Origin of the sequence: Streptococcus sp. A34, from assembly GCF_043674115.1 — a bacterium.
Taxonomy (GTDB): domain Bacteria; phylum Bacillota; class Bacilli; order Lactobacillales; family Streptococcaceae; genus Streptococcus; species Streptococcus suis_V.
In genome coordinates this window covers 1-11,729 of the sequence record NZ_JBIMJM010000050.1, presented here as the reverse complement: position 1 = coordinate 11,729, position 11,729 = coordinate 1, and the positions used below count along the sequence as shown (strand labels likewise).

Annotated in this window: 13 protein-coding genes; 1 reads left to right on the top strand and 12 read right to left on the bottom strand. The window is 43.4% G+C overall.

The window, feature by feature from the left end:
• Positions 1–113: 113 nt before the first annotated feature.
• The 5 genes from ACHBGV_RS09665 to ACHBGV_RS09645 all read right to left on the bottom strand — a co-directional run bounded on the left by ACHBGV_RS09665 (position 114) and on the right by ACHBGV_RS09645 (position 3,639).
• Positions 114–410, bottom strand: a complete 297-nt coding sequence (locus ACHBGV_RS09665; RefSeq protein WP_125265485.1) for a DUF4298 domain-containing protein — start codon at positions 408–410, stop codon at positions 114–116.
• 11 nt (positions 411–421) lie between these two features.
• A complete protein-coding gene (gene pcp, locus ACHBGV_RS09660; protein ID WP_394736229.1) occupies positions 422–1,069 on the bottom strand; it encodes a pyroglutamyl-peptidase I in 648 nt (215 codons plus the stop codon).
• Between the two features lie 7 nt (positions 1,070–1,076).
• Positions 1,077–1,832: a class I SAM-dependent methyltransferase gene (locus ACHBGV_RS09655; RefSeq protein ID WP_172021373.1), complete on the bottom strand. Its 756-nt coding sequence runs from the start codon at positions 1,830–1,832 to the stop codon at positions 1,077–1,079.
• Positions 1,833–1,980: 148 nt separating this feature from the next.
• Complete coding sequence (locus ACHBGV_RS09650; protein WP_394736228.1) at positions 1,981–2,976, bottom strand: YhdH/YhfP family quinone oxidoreductase; 996 nt, start codon at positions 2,974–2,976, stop codon at positions 1,981–1,983.
• Between the two features lie 324 nt (positions 2,977–3,300).
• Complete coding sequence (locus tag ACHBGV_RS09645; protein WP_105111991.1) at positions 3,301–3,639, bottom strand: ATP cone domain-containing protein; 339 nt, start codon at positions 3,637–3,639, stop codon at positions 3,301–3,303.
• 132 nt (positions 3,640–3,771) lie between these two features.
• Here ACHBGV_RS09645 and pepF point away from each other — a divergent pair, with 132 nt between their 5' ends.
• Positions 3,772–5,562 carry an oligoendopeptidase F gene (gene pepF, locus ACHBGV_RS09640; RefSeq protein ID WP_394731927.1) on the top strand — a complete coding sequence of 597 codons (1,791 nt, stop codon included), beginning with the start codon at positions 3,772–3,774 and terminating at the stop codon, positions 5,560–5,562.
• 35 nt (positions 5,563–5,597) lie between these two features.
• Here pepF and ACHBGV_RS09635 read toward each other — a convergent pair whose 3' ends face one another.
• The 7 genes from ACHBGV_RS09635 to glpK all read right to left on the bottom strand — a co-directional run bounded on the left by ACHBGV_RS09635 (position 5,598) and on the right by glpK (position 11,478).
• Positions 5,598–6,185, bottom strand: a complete 588-nt coding sequence (locus ACHBGV_RS09635) for an alpha/beta hydrolase (RefSeq protein ID WP_394736227.1) — start codon at positions 6,183–6,185, stop codon at positions 5,598–5,600.
• Between the two features lie 9 nt (positions 6,186–6,194).
• Positions 6,195–6,770, bottom strand: a complete 576-nt coding sequence (locus ACHBGV_RS09630) for a hypothetical protein (RefSeq protein WP_394736225.1) — start codon at positions 6,768–6,770, stop codon at positions 6,195–6,197.
• A gap of 18 nt (positions 6,771–6,788) precedes the next feature.
• Entirely contained in the window at positions 6,789–7,145 is a 357-nt protein-coding gene (locus ACHBGV_RS09625; protein WP_394736224.1) for a VOC family protein, read from the bottom strand.
• A 210-nt stretch (positions 7,146–7,355) separates the two neighbouring features.
• Positions 7,356–7,691, bottom strand: a complete 336-nt coding sequence (locus ACHBGV_RS09620) for a Lin0368 family putative glycerol transporter subunit (protein ID WP_105137810.1) — start codon at positions 7,689–7,691, stop codon at positions 7,356–7,358.
• Between the two features lie 12 nt (positions 7,692–7,703).
• Positions 7,704–8,057 carry a Lin0368 family putative glycerol transporter subunit gene (locus ACHBGV_RS09615; RefSeq protein ID WP_105137809.1) on the bottom strand — a complete coding sequence of 118 codons (354 nt, stop codon included), beginning with the start codon at positions 8,055–8,057 and terminating at the stop codon, positions 7,704–7,706.
• A gap of 58 nt (positions 8,058–8,115) precedes the next feature.
• Positions 8,116–9,945 (bottom strand): type 1 glycerol-3-phosphate oxidase, encoded by a 1,830-nt coding sequence (glpO, locus tag ACHBGV_RS09610; RefSeq protein ID WP_394736222.1) that lies wholly within the window; start codon positions 9,943–9,945, stop codon positions 8,116–8,118.
• Between the two features lie 21 nt (positions 9,946–9,966).
• A complete protein-coding gene (gene glpK / locus ACHBGV_RS09605) occupies positions 9,967–11,478 on the bottom strand; it encodes a glycerol kinase GlpK (RefSeq protein WP_105122220.1) in 1,512 nt (503 codons plus the stop codon).
• Positions 11,479–11,729: the final 251 nt, after the last annotated feature.

Below are 11,729 nucleotides of genomic sequence, written 5' to 3'. Positions count from 1 at the left end.
GCTAGCTCCTAGTAAAGCTTAACAAATGGATAACTTCAAAATCACCTTTTTGGTCTCACATCATTGACAAAGGTACAAAAACTTGACACTTTTTAAAAATTTTATTGCCATTTTTATTGCTCCAGCAGATCTGCTAGTTCTCTCAGTTGACTTGCTAAATTCGAGTGGTCAAAAAGCAAATTATAGACTCCATCTTCACTCAATACACCGCAAGGAATACCATCAAAATAACCATTATTGGATAAATCAAGATCTTCCATATAGGTCTGGCTTTGATAATAATCTAGCAACCGTAAATAACTTGATTGTGCCTGATTGAGCTGGGTAACACTATCAGCAAGGGACTTGTTCATCTCCAGATGCATATTAAATATTTTTTCCATCTCCTCGACACGTTTCCTAGCTTCCATACAATCCCCCGTCAATGTGTTGCACCTCCAACGTTCTTCACATCCTCTTTGTCTTTATATGCAACTATTGCTCCAATGGCTGCTTCAACTCCTCTAACAATATCGGCTAGAGACATAGAGGCAAAGCCTGGTTTGTCAAGAACCTGTTCCGGTAGAAACGGAATATGAAGAAAACCAGCCTTAGTCTTTGGAAATTGTTTATCAGCTAAGTAAAGAGCTTGGTACATGAGATGGTTGCAGACAAAGGTCCCTGCGGTATTAGAAACAGAGGCTGGAAGTCCTGCTGCACGAATGGCTTCAACCATTGCTTTGATGGGTAAGGTTGAAAAATAAGCAGGTTGCCCATCTTCACGAATCATAGTGTCAATTGGTTGTTGTCCTAAATTATCTGGAATACGAGCATCGTCTTGATTAATGGCTACACGCTCAGGTGTTAATTCCGTCCTTCCACCAGCCTGTCCAATACATAGCACAATATCTGGTGCATACTTAACCATGGCTTCTTCAAGAACACTTGCAGCTTGATAAAAAACAGTTGGAATCTCCTCAAGAAGAATCTCTGCGCCTGCAATCTGCTTTGGTAATGATTTAATGACCTCCAGTGCAGGATTGATAGACTCACCTCCAAATGGATCAAAACCAGTTACTAATATTTTCATTCTGTTCTCACTCCTTCAAACGAATTTCTCCATAATGAAATTTTTGATTGGGTCTTACATGACGTTTAAAGCCAAATCGCTCAAAGACCGCATCACGAAAATGAGCTTTCAAGATAATCTTTTCCTTGGCCACCCGCTTGGCCTGAGCCAACAATTCCCCTGACAAGGGGGCAGCATTTGCTAGCCCTGCTAATCCGGACAAATTCTGCGATTCCTTAATCTCCTTCGAAAACATAGGGTCAAAATAAATCACATCAACCGACTTATCTGCCTGATTTTTCAAATAGGGCAAACTGTCTGTCCAGATGGCCTCAATGGACCGCATGGCTTGATTAACCGCTTCATTGCCACTATCAAACTCTTTCAGACCTCGGCTTACCATAAAATGAATAAGCAGAGAACTCTCCAAGGCTGTCACCTGATGTCCCGCACTAGCTAGGACAATACTATCAGAAGCCAGCCCCATGGTACAATCTAAAATAGTCTTTGGCTTGTCGCCAATCAATTCTAGGAGAGGGTCACGTCCAGCTTTGATACGAAGCATAGCAGTATCTGGGTGAAAAAAGAGGGATTGCCCACCCACTTGTTCCAAAACCAGCCGGTCTTTGTAAACTACCAAAACCTGTTCCACATCCGTAAAAAAACGGCTCAAGGCTTGCTTATTACGCGGCAGATAAATAGCAGGTAGTTCTTTGGCAATGGACTCTGCAAGGGAAACTAGCTGACTATCCATCCTCAAACTCGTTGTCACAATCAGATTCATACTTATCATTATACCAAAGAAACGACTAAAGTAATCCCTAGCCGTTTCATACTATTCAAAATTATCTTATCGTTTGTTGGTCCTTTGGTGTGCAACAGACTTCCGCCACTGATAGATTTTATTGTACATCAAATCTCAGCAGTCCAGTTTATCCAATTTTGACAATGGTTCTACCCAAATGCCGCCCTTCTTTCAAAAGAGTCATGGTCTCAGGCAGTTCTTCCAAGCTGATTTCATCATAAGCCAGCTGGTCTACAATCTTCCATTCCTTGGCGAATTTTTCCCAGACTGCTGTCCGTTTTTCATGGCTAATTTGGACAGAATCAATTCCCAAAGCCTGTACACCACGGAGAATAAATGGCAGAACATTGGTCATCATCTTGACACCTCCGGCATTTCCACAAAGCGAAACAGCACCGTCATAGTCAATCTGTGGAATCAGATGAGCGACCACATCACCACCTACTGTGTCCAGCACATAATTGTAAACCCCTTTGAGCAGGAGTGGATTCTCCTTGATAAAGACTTGATCTGGCTTGATAATCTTGCTAGCACCCAGCCGGCAAACCAGCTCATCCTGATTGTCCTTTCGGGTTAGAGCGCTAATGTGCTCATAGCCCTGAGATTTGAGAATGGCAAGCCCAACCGAACCTACGCCACCACTAGCGCCTGTCACGAGAATCTGTGGTTGCTTGTCCACTGTCATCCCAGCTTTCTCAAGCGCCAGGACAGACAAACCAGCTGTGAGTCCCGCCGTGCCAAGGATCATGGCATCTTTCATTGTCAACCCTTCTGGCAATGGCACAACCCAATCTTTTGGAACGCGGGCATATTCAGAGAATCCGCCTGTATGGGACATGCCCATTTCATAGCCGGTCACCAGCACTTCCTGACCAAGAGTAAATTCATCTGTCTCCGAAGAAACTACAGTACCAGCCAAGTCTATACCTGGAATCATGGGATAATTCCGGATGACACCGGAATTTTTCTGCACAGCCAGCATGTCCTTGTAGTTGACCGAACTGTAGGCAACTTTGATAAGGACTTGACCTTCATGCAAATCATCCACTGTAATGGTTTTTGGAGCAAATACAATCTCGTCGCCTACTTGCTCAACAACCATAGCCTTAAATTCTCTATTCATTTGATAACCTCCGATTTTGATATAGGATAGAGTCAGCTTCCCAACCTCTCTACCTTACCTCCTCTCCGTTTTCTATCTGTTATTATAATAAAACATTTCAGAGAATTCGTCCAGCTAAAACCGATTTAAAAATAAAATTTTAGTCTGGATTTTCAAAAAAGATAAGAGGAAATAAAAAATCCCTAAGGCACGAACTTAGGGAATGACTAGTTATAAAATCCAGATTATCAAAAAGGATGGATTTCATTTATTCTAGCATATTATGTCATAAATTACCAATAGTTTTTAGTTACATGAACCTATAGCTATAAACTATAACTACTTTTAACGTACTTGCTCAAATCGCAAATGAACGACAATCTTATCCGCGTAGCCATTGCGTTCCAAATCACGCTGCAGGCGATAAGAAATATAATGCTCTGCGATTGAGATATAGCCGGCATCCAGCAAACGGTGCTCCACCTGGGATTGTACCATGCTGATGGTTGGGCGTTCTGTATGAGCCTCTTCCAAGTCAAGTACGACCTTCTTAGTCACCTGGGCAAGGTTTTTCCGCCAGGTATCATCAATCACATAAACTGTCTGCGCAGCCTTTAAAATGGCTTGATAAATCTTTTCTGGGTCAAATTCAACAATCTCTCCACTACGTTTAATGACTTGCATATTAAGCTCCTTTCTGGTTTTCAGTAAACCCTTTCATACTCCTATTATCTAGGTTTTTCATGGTTTTGTCAAGTTATAATTTTCATTCTATGATATAATATACTTAAAATTCTGAAAATAAAGGAGAATTCTATGTCACAAGCAATGCCAAAACGCCATGAAATTGACGTGCAACTCACCTGGGATACCAACCTGATTTTCCCAGACAACCAGGCCTACAAGGATGCCCTTGCTAGCTACAAGGAACAAGTTGAGAAATTTGAGAAAACCTATAAAGGTCAATTGACCGAAAAAGCAAGTATTGTCGCTGCACTGAAAGAATACGAAGACCTGTCTATCCTCCTCAGCAAGCTGGATCACTATTCCTTCTTGCCACTTGAAGTCGACAAGATGAATACAGAATTGGCTAGCCTCGCCAATGAATACGAATTAGTGCGTGCCTTTGCCATTCCAAAATTGTCCTTCCTGGACACCGAACTGGGCTTACTTGACGAGGCAGTCTTGAACAACTTGATTGCTGAACAGCCACAATGGAAGGCGTTTTTCGAGGCAATCATTCGCCAAAAACCTCACCAACTCAACCCTCTTCAAGAAGAACTCTTGGCCAATTTTGCACCAACCTTTGGCCAACCTTACAACAACTACGGGGTTACCAAGTTTGAGGATATGACCTTTGACAGCTTTGAAGCAAATGGCCAAACCTACGGAAACAGCTATGTTTTGTTTGAAAATGACTACGAAATCAGTCACGACACCGAAATTCGTCGTAATTCCGCTGCTGGTTTCTACAATACCTTGAAAAAATACAAGAACACAACAGCTGCAACCTATCTATCACACATTAAAAATGAGCAGATTGAGGCGCGCCTCCGCGGTTTTGACACGACCATTGACTACCTTCTCCACCACCAAAATGTTTCCCGCGACCTCTTCGACCGTCAGATTGACGTCATCATGAAAGAATTGGCACCGCACATGCGTCGCTATGTCAAGCTGGTTGCCAAGGCTCATGGCTTGGAGAAAATTACCCACGCCGACCTGAAAATCAGCCTACCGTCCGAATTTAACCAACGCATTACGCCAGAAGAGTCTAAACAATTCTTGATTGACTGTTTGGGCATCCTTGGCGACGATTATGTCAAGATGATTGAACGTTCCTTCGATGAGCGCTGGATTGACTTTGCGCAAAATGAGGGCAAGGCGACTGGTGGTTTCTGTGCGACTCTCTATGACGGACCGTCTTATATCCTGCTTTCTTGGACTGGTCTCATGAATGAAGTCCTGGTATTAGCTCACGAACTGGGGCATGCAGGGCATTTCCAATTGGCTAAGAAACAAAGCATTCTCAGCTATGACCCATCGCTCTATTTTATCGAGGCACCATCAACTGCCAACGAAGTTTTGACTTGTAATACTCTCTTGAAAAACAACCAAGACCCTGGTTTCCAGGCTTACCTAATTAGCGAGTTAATCAGTCGTACTTACTTCCACAACATGGTCACTCACCTGCTTGAGGCAGCCTTCCAGCGTGAGGTTTACACTCGTCTGGACAATGACGAATACCTCAACGGCGACATTCTCTGCCAAATCAAGCTGGATGTCATCAAAGAATTCTGGGGTGAAGACTTTGAAATCGGCGACGATGCTGGTCTTATCTGGATGCGCCAGCCTCACTACTACATTGGCCTCTATCCATACACCTACTCAGCTGGCTTGACCATCGGTACGGCTATGGCTAAGCAATTGGAAGAAAATCCAGAAGAAGTCGTTGAAAAATGGTTGGAAACCCTGTCACTGGGCGCTAGCCTGTCTGCCCAAGACCTGGCTAAACACGCAGGCGTTGATGTATCAACAGACCAACCACTTAAAGAAACAATCGCTTACGTTGGTTCCTTGGTCGACAAGTTGGAATCATTGGTCTAATAGCAAAAAAGACTTGAACACAAGAGTTCAGGTCTTTATTTTGTCTGATACCAGTTGATGATGCGGTCAATTTCATCAGTCGTTAAAAAGTGGCCCTGGTCAAAAATGGCTAATTGAAGTTTGGGAAAGGCTGTTTCCTGCCAATTTTGGTAGAGTTCTTGAACTGCGACTGGGTCAACCAACTGGTCCTGCAAGCCAACCGTCACAAGAATGTCTGCTCTGCTATTTTCCAAAGGCACTGAAAAATCAAGAGCTGATGGATGGAGCAAGAGATAGCAGTCAGCCAAATCAGCCCGCTTGGTCAGGAGCCCTGCTATAAAATTAGCCCCGTTTGAAAAGCCGACAAAGATAATTTGCTGGTAATCTGCTACTGCAATTTGTGACCACTGGTCTATAAAATCGGTCAAACGTTGCTCAAAATCAAGCAAATCCAGTTGCCCGTCAACCAGCGGAGCAAAAAAGCGACGGGATTTCCCCTGACCAACATTGCCCTGAAAAGATAGTACAGCTGCTTCAGGATCCAATTTTTCCCTCAGAAAAAGCATGGACTGCTCATCGCCACCTGTTCCGTGAAAAAAGACCAGGAGACAGGGCGCAGTCCCCTCCACAAAAAGATAGTTCATGACTGTCTCCTAATAACGATTTCTCAGAACTTCTTCAATCTCAGCCCGGTCCTCCTCAAAGAAGGTTGGCAAGAAGAGTTCAACATCATTGAGTTTATCATGTTGCTCAGCTTTCTTGGCCTCGTGCTGACCTTCCATTGTCGCCACTTCAAACATAAGGTAGTTCGGCGCACGGAAATAGAGGGAGTGCATAAAGTCCCGATTGATAATGCCTGAGTGCGGACGGTTGAGCAGGTCAAGTGTATGAACCATATCCTCTAAATCTAATGTATCCAAGACACCAAAGGCTACGTGGTGAATGGCACCAACCCCAATGACGGAGATTTTTGAAACCTGATCGACGATAACCTGCACGCGATGCTGGAAATCATTGTCGAATTTGAGCGAAATGACCTGCTGTCCCTGATAATCAAAACGGCTTTCCTCTTCAAAACCAAATCTCTCTGTCAGCATGTCCAGCAGGGCTTTCTCCTCCCGCACCCGCATCTGAATCCCAGCAATTCCTAAAATAGCAACCGATTCAGGAATCTCGGCAGTCTCCATTGGATACATAGGACCAATAGTATCATGATAGATCAAAGCCAAATCTTGCCCATCCTCATCTTAGAAATTGAGGATATGTCTGTCTCCCATCACTTCTACTCCACCATGTTCGACCTCAAAATCCGTCAAACGTTGCGCCCAGAACTCCAGAGCTGCCTTATCCTTGACTAGAAAAATTGTTCTTTCTAGGCGATTGGTTCCCTTGAGTTCCATCTGGAAGTTTGGCATATCAAAAATCGTGAATTCTGTACCGAAACGGCCATCTTCATCCCCGAAAAAGAGGTGATACATGGACGAATCATCCTGATTCACTGTCTTCAGGGTCAACTTCAAGCCAAGAATATGGTGATAAAAATGATAAGCCTGGTGGATGTTGCCCACCAAAGTCGAAATGTGATGAATACCTGTATTGTTCATGTAAACTACCTCGTTTCTGATTTGGTATTATTTTATCAATAATTAGTGATAGTGTAAAATATTTTGCTCACATTCTTAAAAGATCATATTGTCACGACAAGCATCATTCACTTTGAAAAGACTCTACACTTGGTTAAGCCTAGGACTTGCTGGGGTTCATTCACTATTATAAAAAGTCGGGACATTTCATCCCGACTTGAAACTTTGCTTTTAAAGGATAAATGATAGGATTAGACCGCCTAAAATTCCTCCGACCAGGGCTGCTAGGAGATTGGTTTTGGCTTTGCCAGCCTTACCACCACGCGCAACTGATGCGACAAATACACCGATACCCGCAGCAAGTCCCATATCAACCCAGGCAGAACCCGATTGGGTGATAAGCCCCACACCGTGGTTAATGGTCCAGGCCGTCCCGACAATCATTGACGCAGCGATCCAACCACCAATCGGACCAAATTTTTCAACCATCTGTCCCCAGGCCATCCGAATGATGAAGGGGAAGAGAAATGCACCAACTAAAGTAGCAATTGCTTGTTGAACTGTCATGTTATACCCTCCTTAATCTTTTTCCATATCTTCTTCAATCTTGGCTGCAACCAGTCCAGCGATGGTTGCGCCGATGACAACCAAGACGATGGTCGGAAGTGATTCAACCACAGTACCAAATCCATTTATAAAGGCATCACGGAAAATACCACACAGACCGATTCCCAGCCCCATATCGACAAAAGCTGAGTCATCATCGTGTTTGATTAGCCCCAGATAATGGTTCATAAACCACATTGGACCGATGATAATAAAGGCAGCAAAGTAGCCTCCAATAATGCCGTAGGCATCCGCAAATGCCCCCCAGACACTCATAACAAGCATACCGGCAATCATATAGCCGATGGTAGAACGTAAAAATTTCATAAAGCCTCCTTGGGTTCTTTTCTATTGTTCAGCTTGGTAAGCCTTTTCATAAATTGTATTACACCTTCTTCAGATAGGTCAAATCGTTTTTATTTAGAGTTTCCATAAGCAGAGCTTCTTGACCAGCAGCCTCTTCTTCTGACCAATTGTAATAAGCCGCCATTTCCTTGATGATTTCAGGTGCTACTGCATCCAATTGTTCTCGCATGAAGAGCATGTAGTTGGTCCGACGGAGCAGGTAGTCTACTGGCGTCAGCGTCATTTCTTCCCGCATGGCATAATGCAGAGACAGTAAATCCCGTTGATTAAGGCCAGATACAGCCTCTACTTTATGGTTCAAGGCAAATACTTTTGGCGCATTTGAACCGTACAAGTTAGCTAAATAGAGGGCATCATCGTAGTCCAAACCTTTTTTCACTCCTAATTGAGCCAAGTGTTCGATCTCTTCTGCTACATTAGCTGGGTTCAATTCGCCACCAGATACAGGATAGGTCTTAGAATTTATGAGTTTAAAGCTACGCCCATGTTCTTCTTTTAGAATGCTTGCCACTTTTTCAAGTGCACCTTCTGCCATCTTACGGAAGTCAGTGATTTTACCACCGGCAAGTGTAAGTAAACCATTGTCATCACGGTCAAGGGCAGAACCACGCGATACAGAAGACGGATCCAAGTGTTTTTCAGAAACACTACCTTCCAGATGAGTCAAATCGTGTTCCACATCATCACGGGTCTTTTCATTGTTCAAGTAACCTTTGACTGTTTCAATTAAGCTGTTGAAACTATCGTCGCTGAGTTTTCCATTGTTCCCACCGTTGTAGTCAGAAGCACCATTTCCAGACAAGAGTGGACGAAGACCTGCCCAGCCACTTTCAATATCATCCAGGGTCAAGTTTGCTTCTGGGAAACGATTGTTAACGATATCCAATAGATAATCGACATCTTCTTGAGTGACCGTTGGGTTTGCCAAATCGCCTGTATAGTCCGTATCTGTCGTACCAAAATAGGTTTTGTTTTCACGAGGAAGGACAAAGACCATACGGCCGTCAGCGTGACCAGTGTCGAAATAGGTTGGCTGAGGGACAGACAAGCGAGAGCTATCGACAACTAGGTGCACACCCTTGGTTGGACGCATTTGGAGAACACCTGAGCCTTCTCCTCCAAGATTACGCACTTCGTCACTCCATGGTCCTGTTGTATTGATGACCAAACGCGCACGGATTTCAAAGGTGCTGTCTGTCAGCAAATCACGAGCGACGATTCCGACAACTTTTCCAGCCTCATCCTTGATAAATTTTTCCGCTTTGACACGGCTGGCAATCAAGGCACCGTCTTTGGCTGCACGTTTGATATTTTCAATTACCAAGCGGGCATCGTTATTACGGAAGTCAAGGTAAACTCCACCGCCAAGCAAACCTTCTTTTTTCAGGTGAGGTGCCCGCTCTAAGACTTCTTCTCTCGTCAACACCTTATTGGCAAGGTCTGTATTGTTGACGCCAGCCAAGAGGTCATAGAGATCCATAGCCACTTTCAAGCGGAAGAGGCTAAAGGTAGATCCTTCTTCATCATAGACAGGTAAGAGCATTGGATCTGGTTTTGGAATGTGAGGAGCGATGTTTTGTACAACCGCACGTTCTGAAACTGTATCAGAAACTACCTCTACATCAAACTGTTTGAGGTAACGTAGTCCACCGTGAACCAATTTGGTTGAACGACTTGAAGTTCCTTCAGCAAAGTCCTGCATTTCAATCAAGCCAGTTTCCATACCACTAGCAGCGGCTTGGAGAGCAACTCCAGCCCCCGTAATACCACCACCGATAACCAGAAGATCCAACTGTCTATCCTGCATTTTTTCTATCGCTAAGCGACGCGTTTCTATTGAAAATTCCATGTTTTCACACTTTCTAACTTTTTACTCTTCGTCCAATTGTGCAAATAATTGCGTTGCAGCAACAGCTTTTTTCCAACCCTTGTAGAGCTGTTCTTTACGGGCTTCATTCATAGCTGGCTGGAAGGATTGTCCAACTGCGTTCAATTCTTTCAATTCATCCAAATCTTTCCAGAAACCAACTGCAAGACCTGCTAGGAAGGCTGCGCCAAGTGCAGTTGTTTCCAAGTTTTTAGCACGGGCAATCTCGATACCGAGAATATCTGCCTGGAACTGCATGAGTAGGCTATTCATAGCAGCACCACCGTCTACTTTCAAGACAGAAATATCAATTCCTGTATCCAATTGCATGGTATCAATAACATCACGAACTTGATAGGCAATAGATTGTAGAGTAGCTTTCACAAAATCTTCCTTGCTTGTACCACGAGTTAAGCCAAAGACAGATCCACGCGCATCTGAATTCCAATATGGAGCTCCTAGTCCCGTAAAGGCTGGTACAACATAGACCTCATCGTTGCTAGTAGACTTACGAGCAAGTTCTTCAGACTCAGGCGATGTTTCCACCATTCGCATACTATCACGCAGCCATTGAACTGCAGAACCAGCGATAAAGATTGAACCTTCTAGTGCATAGTAAACTTTTCCGTTAATGCCATAACCGATAGTGGTGAGAAGACTATTCTCAGATAGCTGCATTTCCTCACCAGTGTTCATAACGATGAAGGAACCTGTTCCATAGGTATTTTTCACCATACCTGGCTCAAATGCCAATTGTCCAAATAGGGCTGCTTGTTGGTCACCTGCCATACCAGAAATAGGAACTTCTGCACCGTAGAAGTGGAATGGCGCTGTTGTTCCGTAGATTTCTGAATTGGAACGAACTTCTGGCAACATAGCTTTTGGAATATTGAGGAGCTCAAGGATTTCATCATCCCACTTGAGTTCCTTGATATTGTAAAGCATGGTGCGGGCAGCGTTTGAGTAATCTGTTACATGGCACTTACCATTGGTCAATTTCCAAACCAACCAAGTATCGATAGTTCCAAAGAGAATTTCACCTTTTTCAGCACGTTCTTGTGCACCTGGAACTTGGTCCAAAATCCACCGAACTTTTGTTGCTGAGAAATAGGCATCTACTACAAGACCAGTCTTTTTATGAATCAAATCCGCATGTCCATCCGCTTTTAACTGATCAGCAATATGTGATGTTTGACGAGATTGCCAGACAATGGCATTGTAGATTGGAAGTCCTGTTTCTTTGTCCCAAACAACTGTCGTTTCACGTTGGTTAGTGATCCCAATCCCTTCAATCTGGTCTGGACGAACACCACTTTCAATAAAGGATCCCGCAATAACAGACTGAACGGAATTCCAGATTTCATTGGCATTATGTTCTACCCAACCCGGTTTAGGGAAAATTTGTGTAAATTCTTTTTGGTAGCTACCAACTTTTTCACCTTTTTTGTTAAAGATGATGGCGCGTGAGCTTGTTGTACCTTGGTCGATGGCCATAATGTATTTTTCAGTTGACATTTCCTGTCCTCCTTGTAGATTTATTATTAATTTTGAAAGCGTTTCCGACTTCCTTGTGATTTTATTGTAATCTATTTTTCAAAAAAAATCTTATCAATTTTTTTATAATTTCAAAAAAAACTGATAAAGTTGTTTTTTTGCGGCAAAAGAAAAACTTCCTAGGAAACTAGAAAGTTTGGCAAATTTCAATTCCGAGTTAGCCACCTATAAGAAATTCTCTCGGTGACTTGTAGCCCAAACATTTTTTGGGA

Coding starts and splice junctions, on each gene's coding strand:
- ACHBGV_RS09665 (WP_125265485.1), bottom strand. CDS start 410: ATGGAAGCTAGGAAACGTGTCGAGGAGATGGAAAAAATATTTAATATG.
- pcp (WP_394736229.1), bottom strand. CDS start 1,069: ATGAAAATATTAGTAACTGGTTTTGATCCATTTGGAGGTGAGTCTATC.
- ACHBGV_RS09655 (WP_172021373.1), bottom strand. CDS start 1,832: ATGAATCTGATTGTGACAACGAGTTTGAGGATGGATAGTCAGCTAGTT.
- ACHBGV_RS09650 (WP_394736228.1), bottom strand. CDS start 2,976: ATGAATAGAGAATTTAAGGCTATGGTTGTTGAGCAAGTAGGCGACGAG.
- ACHBGV_RS09645 (WP_105111991.1), bottom strand. CDS start 3,639: ATGCAAGTCATTAAACGTAGTGGAGAGATTGTTGAATTTGACCCAGAA.
- pepF (WP_394731927.1), top strand. CDS start 3,772: ATGTCACAAGCAATGCCAAAACGCCATGAAATTGACGTGCAACTCACC.
- ACHBGV_RS09635 (WP_394736227.1), bottom strand. CDS start 6,185: ATGAACTATCTTTTTGTGGAGGGGACTGCGCCCTGTCTCCTGGTCTTT.
- ACHBGV_RS09625 (WP_394736224.1), bottom strand. CDS start 7,145: ATGAACAATACAGGTATTCATCACATTTCGACTTTGGTGGGCAACATC.
- ACHBGV_RS09620 (WP_105137810.1), bottom strand. CDS start 7,691: ATGACAGTTCAACAAGCAATTGCTACTTTAGTTGGTGCATTTCTCTTC.
- ACHBGV_RS09615 (WP_105137809.1), bottom strand. CDS start 8,057: ATGAAATTTTTACGTTCTACCATCGGCTATATGATTGCCGGTATGCTT.
- glpO (WP_394736222.1), bottom strand. CDS start 9,945: ATGGAATTTTCAATAGAAACGCGTCGCTTAGCGATAGAAAAAATGCAG.
- glpK (WP_105122220.1), bottom strand. CDS start 11,478: ATGTCAACTGAAAAATACATTATGGCCATCGACCAAGGTACAACAAGC.